Raw genomic sequence first — 18,039 nt, 5'->3', positions numbered from 1 at the left:
ATTTGCCCGTTTAAACACGGGCTATTTAATATTTAGGCATACTGGTATCAATGAGTTGTGCCCACGCATCAATGCCACCAGTTAAATTATATAGAAAATCACTATCAAAACCGTTCTCGACCAGATAGTTAGCCACATTGAGGCTTCTTACGCCATGATGGCAATAAATTACAATATCTACTTCGTCAGGAATTTTATCTAAATAAAGTGGTATTAAATTCATTGGAATATGATTGGCGCCGTCAAGCATACAAATGGCGACTTCATTAGCTTCTCGGACATCAAGTAAATAGAGCGGTGCTTTACTCTCAATTTTTTGTTTTAGTTGTAATGGGCTAATTTCTTTTATCATTGTCATTTTTCAAACTCATTTTAATTTCGGCAAAAATTTTGAGGAACGGGGTTTTTGGTAGCAAATTTGCTGTTGTTTAATTAAAAATCCCACCTTAACTGAATCTTATTGACCAATAGCAAGATGGGATTTTGCTCCTTATAATGTTGTTAATTTATTATGCAGCTAACGCTTTAGTGATTTTTTCATATAGATCTTTAGATAAGTTATCTAGTTTTAATAAGCTTTCTAAAGCAGCTGTCATTTTTTTCTGACGATTTTCATCATAACGTTTTAATCGAATAAGTGGATCAATAAGTCTTGATGCCACTTGTGGGTTTTTCTGGTTTAGTTCCATTAATATTTCAACTAAGAAATGGTAACCACTGCCATCTTCAGCATGAAAAGCAACAGGATTATTGTTAACAAAAGCACCAATTAGACTTCTTATTCGATTTGGATTATTGAGTGAAAAAGAGCGATGATTAAGCAGTTTTTTCACTGTTGATAATACATTTTGCTCTGGACTTGTCGCATTTAAAGCCAACCACTTATCCATTACTAAACCATCTTGATACCATTTATCATCGAAATCGGAGAGTAATGTATGTCGACATGTTAATTGCGCTTTTACTGCTGTGGTAAGCGCCGCTAATGAATCTGTCATATTATTGGCTTGTTGATATTGTTGTTCAACTAAAGTATTTGCTAGCGATTTATCGTCAGCATAAGCTAACAATGATAAACAGCAGTTTTTCAGCATGCGTTTGCCAATGTCAGCATGTTCAATCTGATATTGTGCTGTTTGATTATGATGATAAACCGCTGTTAGTTCATCATAGAGTTCATTAGCAAAGATATTTAATAAGAATTGGCGAACTTGATAAATCGCTATCGGATCAACGATATCAAATAGATTTGCCAATTCATTTTCCGAAGGTAAAGTTAGTATTTGTGCGATAAGTGCCGGTTCAGCAGAATCGGATAATAATATTCCTCTAAAAGCATCTAATAGTGAATCAGGAATCGCCATTGGTCGATTTTGTTGATAATGGCTTACATTTAACCGCACATATTTTGCTAATAACATCTGCGCAGCATCGTAGCGACTAAAAGCGTTGCTAGCATGTTGCATTAAGAATATAAGATCCTGATCTTGATAATTGTAATTGAGTTTTACCGGTGCTGAAAAATCTCTTAATAGTGAAACAATTGGTTTTTCTGAAACTTGATCAAAAACAAATTCTTGTTTGGATTGGGTTACATTTAGTACATGATGAATAGGTTTATTTTGATATTGCAATGCAATCACATCACCATTTTGCTGATAAAGTTCGATATCCAATGGAATATGTAGTGCCTGTTTTTCACTTTGATCTTGCGTTGCTGGCGTATGTTGCTCAACAGTTAAGGTATATTGTTGATTTTGTGGATTATAACTGTCAGTTATTGTTAATACTGGTGTGCCTGATTGACTGTACCATAATTTAAACTGAGTTAAATCAATACCTGATGCATCTTGCATAGCGGCAACAAAATCATCACAGGTTGCCGCACTACCATCATGACGTTTAAAATAGAGTTTCATACCAGCCTGAAAGTTCGCTTCACCTAATAATGTATGCATCATACGAATTACTTCAGCACCTTTTTCGTAGACAGTAACTGTATAGAAATTATTCATTTCAATCACTTGTTCTGGACGAATAGGGTGAGACATCGGGCTCGCATCTTCAGCAAATTGTACGGTGCGCAGTAGTTTGACATCGGCAATGCGTTTAACTGCTCTAAGCCCTTGGTCAGAAGTAAATTCTTGATCCCTAAATACCGTTAATCCTTCTTTTAAACTAAGTTGGAACCAATCGCGACAAGTAACACGATTACCGGTCCAATTATGAAAATATTCGTGACCAATTACCGATTCAATACCGATATAATCATCATCGGTCGCGGTCTCGGGTTTGGCTAGGACATATTTAGAATTGAAAATATTTAGCCCTTTGTTTTCCATTGCCCCCATATTGAAGAAATCAACAGCTACAATCATGAAAATGTCTAGATCATATTCTAAATCAAAACGGCTTTCATCCCAGCGCATAGCGTTTTTTAAGCTGGTCATTGCCCATTGTGAACGATCTAAATTGCCTTTATCTACATAAATTTCTAAATCAATTTTTCGATTAGAACGAGTGATAAACTGATCCTTTAAAATATCAAAATCACCAGCTACTAATGCGAATAAATAGGCCGGTTTAGGAAATGGATCTTGCCATTGCACCCAGTGTCTACCGTCGGAAAGTTCTCCTTGTGCAATGCGATTACCATTAGATAATAAATAAGGATATTGTTGTTTATCAGCGGTAATTCTAGTTGAAAATCGTGCTAGAACATCAGGTCTATCAAGGTAGTAAGTAATATGGCGGAAACCTTCTGCTTCACATTGCGTGCATAGTGCATCACCAGAAACATATAGTCCTTCAAGTGCTGTATTATCGATAGGCTTAATTTGATTAACGATAGTTAAGGTAAATTCGGAAGGGACATTTTTAATTGTTAATCCCGTTTTAGTGATTTGATAATCAGACCATGGTTGTTCATCAATATTCACTGAAACTAATTTAAGTTCTTCACCATCTAATACTAAATCGTTAGCTTGAGAATTTTTTTTGATGATATGACTACGGGCGATAACTGTAGTTGTTTCTGCCGCTAAATCGAAATCAAGATCGATGTCAGTAATAGTAAAGTCCGGTGTTTTATAGTCATGACGATATTTAGCAGTCGGTTGTATATCAGTTGTCGTTGTACTCATGTTTATATACCTTTGTAAGTGATGTGCTAATTATGTATTCGAATTAATCAAAACGGGGTTAATACCCATTAGTGTCTATGATTATTCTTTTAAAATAGAATGAATTATATTTGTTTATCATTTTGGAATGAATTTCGATTAATTTTACCAAAATCTCTATATGAAATATTATAGCCTATTAAAAATAATCTTATTAGATAATTAATTTATATCTTAATTATTATTCTGCTATAATCATCGGAATTTTCTTTAAAGAACTGATAATAGATAGACATGTTACCCGCAATAATTACATCAATATTAGATACTGATGCTTATAAGTTGCATATGCAGCAGGCCGTTTTTCATCATTATCCTGAAGCGACTGTCGTTGCACAGTTTCGCTGTCGTAGTGATGATCTACTTGGTCAATATGCCGATCAAATTGCCCATCAAGTTAAATTAATGGAGTCTTTAACACTTACCGATGATGAGTTTGCCTATTTATCTGGTATTACCTTTTTTAAATCTGATTATTTAAACTGGTTAAAAAACTGGCGTTTTAATAGTCAGTTATTAACCATTAAAAACGAAGATGGTTTGCTGGTGATTCAAATTGAAGGCAAATGGGTTGATGTTATTTTGTGGGAAGTGCCATTGCTAGCGGTTATTAGTGAAATTGTTCATAAAGATCGTTCGCCAAATATCGGCGTTGAACAAGCATTAGCAAGGCTTAAAGATAAATTAGCCAGATTTGATGAGCAAACTAATGATCTTGATATGTCTGGTTTTAATTTGCTGGATTTTGGCACACGAAGACGCTACTCTTTTGCTGTCCAAGAGGCCGTTGTAAGTTATTTGCAAAACCATTTCAGTAATTTTCATAGTACTAGTAATTACTTATTGGCGTATCGTTTAGGGTTAACCCCAGTTGGCACTCAAGCCCATGAATGGTTCCAAGCCCATCAACGTTTAAGTCCTAACTTGCATGATTGCCAAAAAACGGCATTACAAGTTTGGTTAGATGAATATCCTGATGATCTTGGTGTTGCGTTAACAGATTGTATTACTATGGATGCTTTTTTACGTGATTTTGACTATTATTTTGCATCTCATTATCAAGGTCTACGCCATGATTCGGGTGATCCGATTGAGTGGGGTGAAAAAGCGATTAGCCATTATCAGCAATTAGGAATTGATCCTAAAACAAAATTACTGGTGTTCTCTGATAGTTTAAACTTTGATAAAGCGCTGAAAATTTATCGACACTTTAATCATCGGGTGAAATTATCTTTTGGTATCGGTGGTTTTCTTGCTTGTGATATTCCGTCTACAGAAGTAAATACCAAATCGTTAAACATTGTATTAAAACTAACGGAATGCAATAATCAAGCTGTAGCTAAATTATCTGATAGTCCTGGCAAAACAATTTCGCAAGATTTGGCTTTTATTGACGAATTAAAAAGAACGTTTAAAGTCAATCATTAATAGTCATATTGATGATTAATATTAATAATTAAACAAAGTGATATAGCCTTATAAATAATCTGTATTATCAATTTTTGATAATGCTTTAATGAGTATTAAAATTCAGCTTATATATTACTTTTAATATTACTTACTATATAAATAATAAATAGAGATGGATAATTAAAATGAATTCTGTTGCTCCTATTGTTGACGTGCTACAAGGTAAAATTGCTGTTGGTAGCACCATTTCAGTTCAAGGTTGGGTAAGAACTCGCCGTGATTCTAAAGCCGGTATCTCATTTTTGGCTGTGTATGATGGTTCTTGTTTTGATCCAATTCAAGCGGTAATTGAAAAAGACTTACCAAATTATGAACAAGATATTTTGCGTTTAACTGCTGGTTGTTCAGTAAAAGTGACTGGTAAAGTTGTTGAATCTCCAGGTCAAGGCCAAAAATATGAATTACAAGCAACGCAAGTTGAAGTTTATGGTTTTGTTGATGATCCTGAAACTTATCCAATGGCAGCTAAACGTCACTCAATAGAATATCTTCGTGAAGTTGCGCATTTACGCGCAAGAACCAATATTGTTGGTGCAATTACTCGTGTTCGCCATACCTTAGCGCAAGCTATTCACCAATTTTTTGATGAACGAGGTTTTTTTTGGCTTTCAACACCAATTATTACAGCCTCTGATACTGAAGGTGCCGGTGAGATGTTTCGGGTTTCAACACTGGATATGTTAAATCTGCCTAAAACAGATAATGGTAAGGTTGATTTTGATAAAGACTTTTTTGGTAAGGAAGCATTTTTAACTGTTTCTGGGCAACTTAATGCAGAAACTTATGCATGTGCTCTTTCAAAAGTCTATACTTTTGGTCCCACTTTTAGAGCTGAAAACTCAAATACCACACGCCATTTAGCTGAATTTTGGATGATGGAGCCAGAAGTGGCGTTTGCTGATCTTAACGATAATGCCAAACTTGCTGAAGATATGTTGAAATATGTCTTTAAGAAAGTACTTGAAAAACGAGCTGATGACATGCAGTTTTTTGCTCAGCATATTGATAAAGACGCCATTAATCGTCTTGAAAGTTTTATCAATGCTGATTTTGCTCAAGTTGATTATACTGATGCTATAACTATTTTACAAAATTGTGATGCTAAATTTGAAAATCCAGTAAGCTGGGGTATTGATTTGGCGTCCGAACATGAACGTTATTTAGCTGAACAACATTTTAAAGCACCAGTCGTTGTTAAAAATTACCCTAAAGATATTAAAGCGTTTTATATGCGTATGAATGATGATGGTAAAACTGTTGCGGCAATGGATGTATTAGCACCGGGGATTGGAGAAATCATTGGTGGTTCACAGCGTGAAGAACGTTTGGATATGTTAGATAAACGTATGGATGAACTAGGCCTTAAAAAAGAAGATTATTGGTGGTACCGTGATTTACGTCGTTATGGCACTGTACCTCACTCAGGTTTTGGATTAGGTTTTGAGCGTCTTATTGTTTATGTCACTGGCGTCCAGAATGTTCGTGATGTGATCCCATTCCCAAGAACTCCTCGTAATGCAAATTTCTAAAATTTGTGCAAATTATCAACTGACTTTTGGTCAGTTGATAACAAATATTGCATTAACAAAACTTTACAAATGATTAAAAAATAATCAAACGGACGCTATTTTAAGCTTAGACATCACGTTTAACGAAAAGTTCACTTGATTTTAATAAATTTTTATACATAATTTACAGTACTGTAAAAAGTAAGATGAAAATAATAGTTAAAAACGTTAGTTATAAACATTATTTTGGATGAATAATCATTGTAAAAATTGACACAACTTAAAGACGTGTCTTTTTATAGAAATAACCATGAGGGTAAGAAATGAAACGTAATCTATTAGCAATCGCTATCCCTGCTCTTTTAGTAGCAGCTGGTGCCAATGCTTCTATCGAAGTATGGAACAAAGACGGTAATAAAGTTGACTTTTATGGTCGAGTAAAAGCAGCTAACCATATTACTGACCGTGGTCAAAAAGATGAAGGTGATGATACTTCAGCTCGTTTAGGTATGTCTGGCCAAACTCAAATCACTGACGGTATTACTGGCTATGGTCGTTGGGAATATGAAGCGAAAGCAGGTAAAAACTCTGACAACGAAGTTCGTTATGCATTTGCTGGTTTAAACTTTGGTGATGCAGGCTCATTCGACTATGGTCGTAACGACGGTGTTTTAAAAGCTATTACTGCTTATACTGACGTATTACCAGAATTCGGTGGTGACGCAGCAAACAACGATTGGAACGTACTTTCAGCTCGTACTAAAGCTGTTGCTACTTACCGTAATAACAACTTCTTCGGTTTAACTGATGATTTAAGCTTTGCATTACAATATGCTGATAACGGTGATAACTCTAATAAATTCAGAGAAGATGCAATTAGAGGTGAATCTCGTGAAGCTTATGGTGCAAATGTTCAATGGCGCATTTTTGACACTGGTTTAACTGCTGGTGCGGGTTATGCTCAAACTTCAACTAGCAATAATCGTCAAAGTACTTGGGCAACTGGTCTTAAATATGACAATTATAATTTATATTTAGGTGCTACTTATTTCCAATCTAAATTTAAAGATTCTAAAACATTTGTTTGGCCTGATGGTTATGTAAGACATGTAGATGAAAAAATTAAAGGTTTTGAATTAGTAGCTCAATATGGAATTGATTTACCAGTTGGTCGTATCACTCCATCATTAGCTTATGTTCAACATAAATATAAATATAGTTCTGAAAACTTTGTTGCTAACAACATTCGTCATATAGCTGATGGATGGAATACACCTTTAGCTAAATATGTATCTTTAGGTGCAACTTACGATCTTAACAAAAACTTCAGTACAATTGTTGAATATAAATTCAACTTGTTAGATCGCAAAGATCTTGGTGCTATCCAAAATACCCAAAATTCACGTGGTCACGGTTCTAAACCAGGAACTAAAGATGTGTTAGGTGTTGGTTTAATTTACCAATTCTAATCTCTTAATATCTTAAATATCTAAAAAAGGCACTTAGGTGCCTTTTTTTTCATCTATTGAACGTTATGTTATCTAAAAAAACATTTTATGCTTAAAAAAATATTATTTTAAGTCATAAAATAGTCTCAATTCGCAGAATAATATCTTAGAAACGTTATTAATCCATAATGTTTGCAATAAAAATCTAGTATTTAACAATAATAATAGATATCCCAGTAATAATTTAGTTGCTAATTAACAGCAGCTATTTATTAAATCAAGAACAAAATATTTTGTATCTTTAATAATAAAATACCTAAGAGGGTAACTAAATGAAACGTAATCTATTAGCAATCGCTATTCCTGCTCTATTAGTTGCAGGTACAGCAAGCGCTTCAATTGAAGTGTGGAACAAAGATGGTAATAAAGTTGACTTTTATGGTCGAGTTTATGCCTTGAACTATATTACTGATCGTGATAATCAAACTGGCGAAGGTGACAAAACCACTGCTCGTTTAGGGATGTCAGGACAAACACAAATCACTGATGGCTTGAGTGGTTATGGTCGCTGGGAATATGAAGCTAAAACAGGATCTGATGCTGATAACGAAACTCGTTATGCTTATGCAGGTCTAAACTTTGGTGATTTTGGTTCATTTGATTATGGCCGTAACGACGGTGTATTAAAAACCTTAACTTCATATACTGACGTTTTACCTGAGTTTGGTGGCGATGCATCAAATAATGATATCTATGCATTAACCGCAAGAACCAAAGCAGTAGCAACTTATCGTAACTCAGACTTCTTTGGTTTAGTTAACGGTCTACGTTTTGCTGTTCAATATGCCGATAATGGTGATAATAGTTCAACTCAATATCTAAATCATCACGAACGTACTGCTCATGACAGCGCTGAAGCTTGGGGTTCGGTAATTGATTGGGATGTATTAGATACAGGTTTATCAATCGGTGCCGGTTATGCACAAACAGGTGGTCATAAAGATGCTAAAGCATGGTCAGCAGGTGTTAAATATGACAACGACAATCTTTATTTAGCAGCACTTTATATTCAAGGTAAACAAAAAGCCGGTTGGGACAATGCTTCAACAACCCGTAAGGCTGATGATTTAAAAACCAAAGGTTTTGAATTAGTTGCGCAATATGGTATTGATTTTGATATTGGTCGTTTAACACCATCTGTTGCTTATATTCAACACAAAGTTAAAGATGCATCTAGTTTAACTAATGATAGCGGTCTTAAAGGTAATGATTTAGCTAAATATGTTGATGTAGGTTTAACTTATGACTTCAATAAAAACTTATCAGCAATTGTTGATTACAAAATCAACTTGTTAGATAAAAATGATATTGGTGCACGTCGTAGTTTATATGAAGATGGTACATTTACTAAATCTCAAATCAAAGCAACCGCTAAAGATACTGTAGCATTAGGATTAATTTATCAATTCTAATTATCTTTATCTTAAGATTAAATAAAAGGCACTTAGGTGCCTTTTTTGTTGTAATCTTTTCATTAAATACCGCTTGCGCTTTAATAGATAGTCTGATAAAAATAAAAAAATAATAATCAATTAGGACTATTTTAATGCAGTATATTACTCGAAAATTACCTGCAAAAAAAAATATTGCTTTGGTGGCACATGACCACTTAAAAGAAGCATTATTGAATTGGTGCAAAAAAAATCGCGAAGAGCTCTCTCATCATAATTTATGTGGAACAGGTACGACAGGCACATTAATAAAAAAAGAGACCGGTTTAGATATTACACCAATGCTCAGTGGGCCTATGGGGGGCGATCAGCAAATCGGTGCTTTAATTGCTGAAGGTAAAATTGATATTCTGATATTTTTCTGGGATCCACTAAATGCCGTACCTCATGATCCAGATGTAAAAGCGTTGTTACGCTTATCAACAGTTTGGAATATTCCTGTTGCCACTAATCAAGCCACCGCGAACGCTTTAATACAATCCTCAATATTTACTCAAGAAGTGGAAATTGAAATTCCTGATTATCAAGGTTATTTAAACGAAAGAGTAAAATAGATGCCAATTCCTTCACAAGTTCGCAAAAAAGGTCGATACATATTATTGTTAGATAATTTGTTTATTGTGTTGGGATTTTATGTAGTATTTCCATTGGTCTCTACTCATTTTGTTAGTCAAGTTGGTTGGAGTGCATTATTTGTTGGTTTTGCTTTAGGTTTTCGTCAATTTGTTCAGCAAGGATTTGGTTTGATTGGTGGGGCAATCGCTGATCGCTTTGGCGCTAAACCAATGATAATTACCGGTATGTTTTTGCGGTCAATTGGATTTATCTCAATGGCACTAGCAACAGAACATTGGTTATTATTAGTATCTTGTTTACTTTCGGCATTGGGCGGTTTGCTATTTGATCCCCCTAGAATGGGATTAACTATCAAATTTACTCGTCCTCATGAACGAGGTAAGTTTATTTCGCTACTAATGATACAAGACAATGCAGGCGCAGTTATTGGTGCTCTTATCGGTGGTATTTTAATCGATTACGATTTTCAATTAGTCTGTTGGTGTGGCGCTTTTATCTTCTTCTTATGTGGTATTTTTAATCTGATCTATTTACCGGCCTATCATATTGCAATTGGTAAAGCACCGATTATTAACGGCATGAAGATGGTTCTCAAAGATAGAAAATTTACTCATTATGTACTTACTTTAACTGGTTATTATGTGCTGTGGGTACAAATTATGTTGATGTTACCTTTAACCATTACCAACGTATCGGGTAGCCCTAGTTATGTAAAATGGATGTATGCTATCCAAGCGACAATATCACTATGTTTGCTTTATCCTCTTGCTCGAATAAGTGAAAAATATTTCAGATTGGATCAACGTCTCAAATTTGGATTATTGTTGATGTCGTTTGCTTTTATTATTATTGGCTTTACATCACAATTATCTATTTTACTCTCTCTTATAGCATTGTTTTATTTTGGGGCTATTATTGCTGAACCAGCTAGAGAAACATTAGCAACTGTTTTAACAAACCCTAAAGCTAAAGGTAGCTATATGGGGTTTAGTCGGTTGGGATTGGCATTAGGTGGTTTTATTGGTTATACCGGTGCTGGCTGGCTTTATGATCTGGCCCTCCAAATCGGTTTACCGCATTTACCATGGATAATCTTAACGTTAATCGGTCTATTAACTTTAGGATATTTAGAATATTTATTCAAAAATGAGCCACCTATGACTAAGGTTAAGATGAGAAAGATTGGCTAATTTCGCCATTTTTAAATAAAATTGCTTCACCACTAGCTAACTTAGTCCATACTTCGTTCGAAGTTAATGGCATAGTTGAGATTATTGTTACTACATCATTTGGTGTCGTATGTTTTTGAAAATCTATCTCAACATCTTCGTCAATCAACTTGGCTTTTCCAAATGGTGCTTTTCGGGTGATCCAGTGTAGATTAGTTGAACAATAGGCAAACACATACTCACCATCAGAAAGTAGCATATTGAAAATACCTAATTGAGTTAATTTAATTGCACACTCTCTAATATATTCAAAAAGCTCAATATTATTGGATGGTTGCTGTGGGTATTTTTTATGTAATTCATTTATTAAATAACAAAAGGCATATTCACTATCAGTTAATCCAACTGGTTGAAATATTCCTGTATCTAATTTTTCATAATCAGTTAATTGCCCATTATGTGCAAAAGTCCAATTTTTACCCCATAGTTCTCGGGTAAAAGGATGAGTGTTTTCTAGTGCAACACCACCGCGATTAGCTTGGCGGATATGAGCAACAACAGCAGTTGATTTTATTGGGTATTGTTGAACCAATTTAGCTATAGGTGAAAAACTACATGGCTGAGGATCTTTAAACGTTCGACAGCCTTTACCTTCATAGAAAGTTATACCCCAGCCATCTTTGTGAGGACCTTTATCGCCCCCACGTTTGATTAAGCTGGTAAAACTAAAACAAATATCGGTCGGTACATTGGCACTCATACCCAATAATTCGCACATATTAAGCCATCTCTTTTTCAATAAGTAGAATTAAAATATGAATTACTTTGATATGGATTTCTTGTACACGATCTGCATAGCCAAAATGTGGTACACGAATATCAACATCAGCTAATCCATTCATTTTCCCGCCATCTTTACCTGTTAGTGTAATAACTTTCATACCTTTTTGTTTAGCTGCTTCAATTGCTTTCAGCACATTAGCTGAATTCCCTGAAGTTGAAATGCCTAATAATACATCACCTTTTTGTCCTACGCCTTCAACGTAACGAGAAAATATGTAATCGAAACCATAATCATTGCCCACGCATGAGATGTGACTAACATCAGATATAGCAATGGCTGGATATGAAGGGCGGTTATCACGAAAACGTCCAGTTAGTTCTTCAGCAAAATGCATTGCATCACAATGTGATCCGCCATTACCGCATGAAAGTACTTTTCCACCTTGTTTAAATGAGTCTGCAATTAAAATAGCTGCTTGTTGGATTTTTTTTAGATTATCATCGTTTGCAACGAAATTGGTCAACACGTCAATTGCCTGATTTAATTCATCACGAATGGTGTTAATGTACATTAATAATACCTCTTTAAATAAAAAGCTTTTCCATAACCATTGTAATTCGTTAATAACAGCTTGCAAGCAATAACAATAAATTTTTTATAATAGGTAAAATATTTCAATTGATTACAAGTACATAATAGAATAGTTATCAAATAAATAATTATTAATAAATGCAAAAATGACCTTTAATAAATTAACTATTTTCATACTATAAATAGTTAATAACTATTTTCATTAAAGCTTGTCTTAAATAGATTAAATCCTCTTTTTGCTAATAGGATAAGCCTTTAATTTGTGGTATAATCGCCTAATGATTTTTATCTCTGAAAGAGATTATAAAATTGCATCCAGAATCAATCGGTAAGGAATGAATATGCAAACAATTAAAGGTAAAGTTGCTGCGCCTGAAGCCAAAGTAGCGATTATTGTGGCACGTTTTAACCAATTTATTAATGAAAGTTTAGTTAATGGTGCCATAGATGCACTTACTCGTATCGGTGAAGTAGACGATAACAATATTACCGTTATTTGGGTGCCAGGCGCTTATGAAATTCCTTTAGCAGCAAAAGTTGCTGCACAGTCAAAAAAATATGATGCAATTGTTGCATTGGGCACGGTTATCCGTGGTAGTACTGCTCATTTTGATTTTGTTGCTGGCGAATCAAGTTCAGGGTTATTGAATGCTAGTTTAGATTTTACGATACCAGTTGGTTTTGGTATTTTAACTACTGAAAGTATCGAACAAGCCATAGAACGAGCAGGAACTAAAGCGGGCAATAAAGGTGCAGAAGCGGCACTAACCGCACTTGAAATGTTAAATGTGATTAAAACAATTAAGGAGTAATTTAGTGGCGTTAGTTAATCCTCGTCGTCGAGCAAGAGAGTGTGCAGTTCAAGCTATTTACTCTTGGCAAATTTCTAGAAATGATCTTGCTGATGTTGAGAGCAGCTTCATGGCTGAACAAGATATGAAAGGTGTCGACACCAAATATTTTAGAGAATTACTGCATGGTGTTGCCAAAAATACCGCAGAATTAGATGAGAAAATGACTCCTTATTTAACAGAAAGAACTGTTGATGAACTCGGTCAAGTTGAATTAGCCGTATTAAGAATTGCTCTATATGAATTAATGAAGCGACATGATGTCCCTTATAAAGTTGTTATCAATGAAGCTATCGATCTTACTAAAACCTTTGGCGCAGAAGATAGTCATAAATTTGTTAATGGTGTATTAGATAAAGTTGCACCAACCATTCGTACACGATAATTGTCTTTAATTGGGAATAATATGAACGATACTAGTGAAAAAAGTAAGCCCACTATTTTTTATGCTAAAAATAGCGAAGCGAGAGTGAAAAAACGTTCAGCCAAAGAACGTGGCGGTGATTATAAAAATAAACGTAATAATGATGGTTTTCACACTGATTCAAAAGCAAAACATGACCGGATCGAAACCTTTAAACCAAAAAAATTTAATAAAACCGTAAAACCCGCTAAAGCACAATTTGATTTAACGGATGAATATGATTCCCCATGGCAGAAAAAAGTTCGAGATAATGAACAAGTACCAACATTCGGTTATGATGGCTATCGTCAAAAAAAGGAAGAGACATTAGTTTACAGCGAAAATAGTTGTAAAGCGGTATTTAAGCACCGACGTTTGGCTATTGTTAAATTATTTATTACTCAAGAAATGACTTATCAATTTAAAGAATTAATTAATTGGTTAGTCAAACAACGTCTTGGTTATGATGTTGTCTCAACAGAGCAAATTACCAAAATCACACAAACTCCCCATCATGGTGGCGTTTGTTTAATTGTTAAAAAACGTATACCACTCACTTTGCTTGATTATTTAGATGAATATGATGATCAAGCTCAAGATTGCATTATTGCTGTTGATGATGTGAATAATCCGCATAACTTAGGTGGGTTAATGCGTAGTGCAGCTTTTTTTGGTGTTAATGGCGTAATTTTACGGCAAACAAACTTACTCGATAGTGGTGCAGCAATGCGTGTTGCTGAAGGTGGTATTGAAGCCGTTGAATCTATTAAAAGTGATGATTTTATAGCATCTATTGATCTGTTAAAACAACATGGCTATCAAGTTATTGCATTATTACCATGTCAATTAAAATCGATTTCATCCACCGAGTTATCACAATTCAAATTTACCAAGAAAGTTGCCTTAGTTATATTTCAACAAATTAATAACAAATTAATTAACTGTGCTGATAATATTATCCATTTGCAAGGCAATGATAATATGTCGGCTTTAAATATTTCTGTAGCAACAGGGATTGTGTTATCTGCTATAAAATATCAATCTTAATTGGTATGATTCTAGCAATTGATGAATTTAATTGATGAAGTTAACACTTTTGTAATTTTATTATATTAAATAGCATCAATTGGTTAGAAAATGGTTGTTTTTTCTGTACATTAGTATCCAGTTTTGAAATTGATTGGTAATGATTATGTCATCTAAACATCGAGTTGGTTTAATTTTTGGTAAGTTTTATCCGTTACATAGTGGTCATATTTATCTTATTGAAAAAGCATTGACACAAGTAGATGAACTGCATGTCATGTTGGGTTGTGAGGCAATACGTGATAAACAACTGTTTGAAAAAAGTCGCCTGCCTAGACAGCCTCAAGTAAGTGATCGTTTCTCATGGTTGAAAGAAACCTTTAAAGATAGACATAATATTCACATTCATATTTCTGATGAAGCGGGTATTAACTATTATCCCAACGGTTGGCAAGATTGGAGTGACAGTATAAAACGTATTTTATTTGAACATAAAATCGAACCTACTGTTGTATTTACTAGCGAATCACAAGATGTCAAACATCATGAACGCTATTTTGGTTGCCCTGTTGTTATTGTTGATGCTGATCGTGATTTTGTTAATATTAGTGCGACACAAATTCGAGAAAATCCTTATCAAAACTGGTCTTATATTGCTAAGGCAGCGAAACCTTTTTTTGTTAAAAAAGTAGCGATTATAGGGCATGATAAATTTAATGAATTGCCGGTACAATTAGCTAATATTTATAACACACAATATGTTTCAAATGGTTATATTAACTACATTCAACGAGAAATATCTACAATAGAAAATAAACGTTATTTGAGTGAAAATGATTATCTTAGAATAGCTATGTTGCATGTAGAACGTATGTCCAAAGCTGTTGAAGATGCTAATAAATTACTCTTTACCTCAATTGATTTTGATACGTTGGCTAAATACTATAATCAAATTTTTGCTAAATCTAATGAAGTATTGAATGGGTTAAAAAATAGTTATCAGTTTGATTTAGTCATTCACGAACATGATTTGCCAGCAAACTCCACACCATTACAACATTTCGAAATCGTTTCTCAAATGGTTGAATCGTTATTAATTTAGACCATCACATTTAGGTTAGCTTATGCTAAAATAAGCTAACTATTTATGATAGGTGAATTTTTATGTCTCAATCATCTTCACAGCAAAATGATGAAAATCAAGATAAAATTGATTTTGGTTACACTCAAGTTTTAAAGCAAGATAAAGTAAAACGGGTAGCAGAAGTTTTTCATTCTGTTGCTGATAAATATGATGTTATGAATGATCTTATGTCATTTGGTATTCATCGTATCTGGAAAAAAATCACTATTGAGTATAGTAGTGTTCGTAAAGGTCAAAAAGTTTTAGATCTTGCCGGTGGTACTGGTGATTTAACGGCTAAATTCTCGCAAATTGTCGGTGATGATGGCTTAGTTGTATTAGCTGATATCAATGAATCTATGCTAAAAGTAGGTAGAGATAAGCTTCGAGACAAAGGTCTATTTAATAATATTGAATATGTACAAGCCAATGCAGAAGAACTGCCATTTGCTGATAACTATTTCGATTGTATTACTATCTCATTTGGTTTACGCAATGTCACCGATAAGCAAAAAGCATTGCAATCTATGTGGAGAGTGTTAAAACCAGGTGGACGTTTATTAATACTTGAGTTTTCTAAACCACAATACCAGATTTTAAATAAAGCGTATGACCTATACTCATTCACTATGTTACCGTTGATGGGCAAAATTGTCGCTAATGATGCTGATAGTTACCGGTATTTAGCTGAATCCATCAGAATGCACCCAGATCAAAAAACGTTGAAAAAAATGATGGAGGATGCTGGATTTGTCGATGTGAAATATCACAATATGACAGGTGGCATTGTAGCTTTACATACTGGTTTTAAATTTTAATGTGATAAAAAAAGAATGACATTTCTTCGAATTTATAAAATATTAACGGTATTTCGAGCTTATCGATTAGATGAACTATTACCAAAACATCGAACCTCAACATGGTTTAAGTTGTTGTTGATTAGTCTATTTTGGGTTAGATCTAAAGCGAAACAACAAGATGTTGGTGAAAGATTGCGTCTAGCCTTACAAGAGTTAGGTCCGGTTTGGATAAAATTTGGACAAATGGTTTCAACAAGGCGAGATGTATTACCAAAACATCTCGCTGATGCATTAGCCAAACTGCAAGATCAAGTAGCTCCTTTTGATGGACTAATTGCCAGACAAATTATTGAATCAGCTCTAGGCTGTTCTATAGATCATTATTTTATTGATTTTGATGAAAAACCATTAGCTTCAGCTTCCATTGCTCAGGTGCATACTGCAATTTTAAAAAGCAGCCAAGCCCAAGTTGTGATTAAAGTTTTACGTCCGAATATTTTACCTATAATCAAATCTGATATTCGCTTGATGTATTGGGCTGCTAATCAATTTACTAAACGGATTAAATTTGGTGAAAAGTTACGTGCGGTTGAAATTGTTAGTGATTATGAAAATACACTTTTGAAAGAACTGGATTTACAAAAAGAAGCTTATAATACCGCCCGTTTACGAGATAATTTCATTAATAGTGATATTTTATATATTCCTTATGTTTATCAAGATCTTTGTCGAACAAATATTTTAGTAGAAGAACGGATTTATGGTACGCCAATAGCTAATATTGATGAACTTAAACAAAATAATGTCAACATGAAATTACTTGCCGAACGTGGTGTTCAAGCTTTCTTTACGCAGGTGTTTCGGGATAATTTTTTTCATGCCGATATGCATCCAGGTAATATCTTTGTTGATATTTCTGAACCACAAAATCCTCGTTATATTGGTATAGACTGTGCAATTGTTGGTGTATTAACTGAAGATGATCAGCGTTATTTAGCTGAAAATTTTCTCGCCTTTTTTAATCAAGATTATCGACGGATTGCGCAAATTTATATTGCTTCTGGTTGGGTGCCAGAAACAACGGATGCAACGGCATTAGAAATGGCTATGCGTAGTGTGTGTGAACCTGCATTTGCCAAACCATTAGGTGAAATATCGTTTTCACAAATTCTATTAGCTTTATTTCAAGTTGCTCGTCAATTTGAAATGGATATTCAGCCGCAATTAACATTACTTGAAAAAACCTTATTTTATATAGAAGGATTAGGACGTCAGCTATACCCAGAACTCGACTTATGGCAAACTGCTAAGCCATTTCTTGAAAAATGGTATGAAGATAAGTACAGTGCTAAAACGTTATTCAAGCAAGTATGGACTTCGTTACCCGAATGGAAAAATATCCTAGTTGATCTGCCAGTAAGATTAGGCGATCAGGCGCGTATCACTAAACTGATGCATAACCAATTAAAACAGATTAATCAAGAATTACAACGAAGCAAAAAACGCTATCGTTGGTCATTGGCCATTCTTAGTCTGGTTTGTGTTTTATCTATTGTGACGCTGGTTATACATTGAGATAGTTATTTTTGGGAATATC

15 protein-coding genes and 1 pseudogene are annotated in these 18,039 nt (G+C 34.2%); 12 read left to right on the top strand and 4 right to left on the bottom strand.

All coding sequences use genetic code 11. The features are described 5' to 3' along the window. Positions 1-25: 25 nt before the first annotated feature. Together B6C84_RS01535 and pepN are read right to left on the bottom strand one after the other, a co-directional pair. Positions 26-358: a rhodanese-like domain-containing protein gene (locus B6C84_RS01535; protein ID WP_081298763.1), complete on the bottom strand. Its 333-nt coding sequence runs from the start codon at positions 356-358 to the stop codon at positions 26-28. A gap of 151 nt (positions 359-509) precedes the next feature. Continuing rightward, positions 510-3,143 carry an aminopeptidase N gene (gene pepN / locus B6C84_RS01530; RefSeq protein WP_086353845.1) on the bottom strand — a complete coding sequence of 878 codons (2,634 nt, stop codon included), beginning with the start codon at positions 3,141-3,143 and terminating at the stop codon, positions 510-512. 273 nt (positions 3,144-3,416) lie between these two features. Here pepN and pncB point away from each other — a divergent pair, with 273 nt between their 5' ends. The 6 genes from pncB (at position 3,417) to mdtH (ending at position 10,885) form a co-directional block, all read left to right on the top strand. Further along, positions 3,417-4,610 (top strand): nicotinate phosphoribosyltransferase, encoded by a 1,194-nt coding sequence (gene pncB, locus B6C84_RS01525; RefSeq protein ID WP_065651452.1) that lies wholly within the window; start codon positions 3,417-3,419, stop codon positions 4,608-4,610. A gap of 167 nt (positions 4,611-4,777) precedes the next feature. After that, positions 4,778-6,181 (top strand): asparagine--tRNA ligase, encoded by a 1,404-nt coding sequence (asnS, locus tag B6C84_RS01520; protein ID WP_065651451.1) that lies wholly within the window; start codon positions 4,778-4,780, stop codon positions 6,179-6,181. A 302-nt stretch (positions 6,182-6,483) separates the two neighbouring features. After that, positions 6,484-7,629, top strand: a complete 1,146-nt coding sequence (locus tag B6C84_RS01515) for a porin (protein ID WP_065651450.1) — start codon at positions 6,484-6,486, stop codon at positions 7,627-7,629. A 311-nt stretch (positions 7,630-7,940) separates the two neighbouring features. Continuing rightward, on the top strand, positions 7,941-9,080 hold the full coding sequence (locus B6C84_RS01510) for a porin (RefSeq protein ID WP_034901280.1): 1,140 nt from the start codon (positions 7,941-7,943) through the stop codon (positions 9,078-9,080). Between the two features lie 134 nt (positions 9,081-9,214). Then, positions 9,215-9,673, top strand: coding sequence for a methylglyoxal synthase (locus B6C84_RS01505; protein WP_034901282.1), 459 nt, complete (start codon positions 9,215-9,217; stop codon positions 9,671-9,673). Beyond that, positions 9,674-10,885: a multidrug efflux MFS transporter MdtH gene (mdtH, locus tag B6C84_RS01500; RefSeq protein ID WP_065651449.1), complete on the top strand. Its 1,212-nt coding sequence runs from the start codon at positions 9,674-9,676 to the stop codon at positions 10,883-10,885. On the opposite strand, the gene B6C84_RS01495 is transcribed toward mdtH, so the two are convergent. Both B6C84_RS01495 and lpcA read right to left on the bottom strand, forming a co-directional pair. Then, a complete protein-coding gene (locus tag B6C84_RS01495) occupies positions 10,863-11,642 on the bottom strand; it encodes a class II glutamine amidotransferase (protein WP_065577535.1) in 780 nt (259 codons plus the stop codon). The genes mdtH and B6C84_RS01495 overlap by 23 nt on opposite strands. Before the next feature lies 1 nt (position 11,643). Beyond that, positions 11,644-12,219: a D-sedoheptulose 7-phosphate isomerase gene (gene lpcA / locus B6C84_RS01490; protein ID WP_086320481.1), complete on the bottom strand. Its 576-nt coding sequence runs from the start codon at positions 12,217-12,219 to the stop codon at positions 11,644-11,646. Between the two features lie 361 nt (positions 12,220-12,580). Between lpcA and ribH the strand changes: the two genes are divergently transcribed. From ribH to ubiB, 6 genes and pseudogenes are all read left to right on the top strand, one after another. Continuing rightward, the gene (ribH, locus tag B6C84_RS01485; protein WP_086320482.1) at positions 12,581-13,051 is read left to right on the top strand and encodes a 6,7-dimethyl-8-ribityllumazine synthase; all 471 of its coding nucleotides are present in this window, start codon (positions 12,581-12,583) and stop codon (positions 13,049-13,051) included. Positions 13,052-13,055: 4 nt separating this feature from the next. Continuing rightward, positions 13,056-13,475 carry a transcription antitermination factor NusB gene (gene nusB / locus B6C84_RS01480; RefSeq protein WP_065613984.1) on the top strand — a complete coding sequence of 140 codons (420 nt, stop codon included), beginning with the start codon at positions 13,056-13,058 and terminating at the stop codon, positions 13,473-13,475. A 21-nt stretch (positions 13,476-13,496) separates the two neighbouring features. After that, positions 13,497-14,540 (top strand): TrmH family RNA methyltransferase, encoded by a 1,044-nt coding sequence (locus B6C84_RS01475; RefSeq protein ID WP_086353846.1) that lies wholly within the window; start codon positions 13,497-13,499, stop codon positions 14,538-14,540. 145 nt (positions 14,541-14,685) lie between these two features. Continuing rightward, the gene (gene nadR, locus B6C84_RS01470) at positions 14,686-15,621 is read left to right on the top strand and encodes a multifunctional transcriptional regulator/nicotinamide-nucleotide adenylyltransferase/ribosylnicotinamide kinase NadR (protein ID WP_165755136.1); all 936 of its coding nucleotides are present in this window, start codon (positions 14,686-14,688) and stop codon (positions 15,619-15,621) included. A 62-nt stretch (positions 15,622-15,683) separates the two neighbouring features. Beyond that, complete coding sequence (ubiE, locus tag B6C84_RS01465) at positions 15,684-16,460, top strand: bifunctional demethylmenaquinone methyltransferase/2-methoxy-6-polyprenyl-1,4-benzoquinol methylase UbiE (protein WP_034901293.1); 777 nt, start codon at positions 15,684-15,686, stop codon at positions 16,458-16,460. Positions 16,461-16,475: 15 nt separating this feature from the next. After that, positions 16,476-17,987 (top strand): annotated as a pseudogene (gene ubiB / locus B6C84_RS01460) (ubiquinone biosynthesis regulatory protein kinase UbiB); the annotation flags it as partial. Positions 17,988-18,039 lie beyond the last annotated feature (52 nt).

The organism is Gilliamella apis (assembly GCF_002142155.1).
GTDB classification, from domain to species: Bacteria; Pseudomonadota; Gammaproteobacteria; order Enterobacterales; family Orbaceae; genus Gilliamella; species Gilliamella apis.
This window is presented reverse-complemented; position numbering and strand designations above follow the sequence as displayed.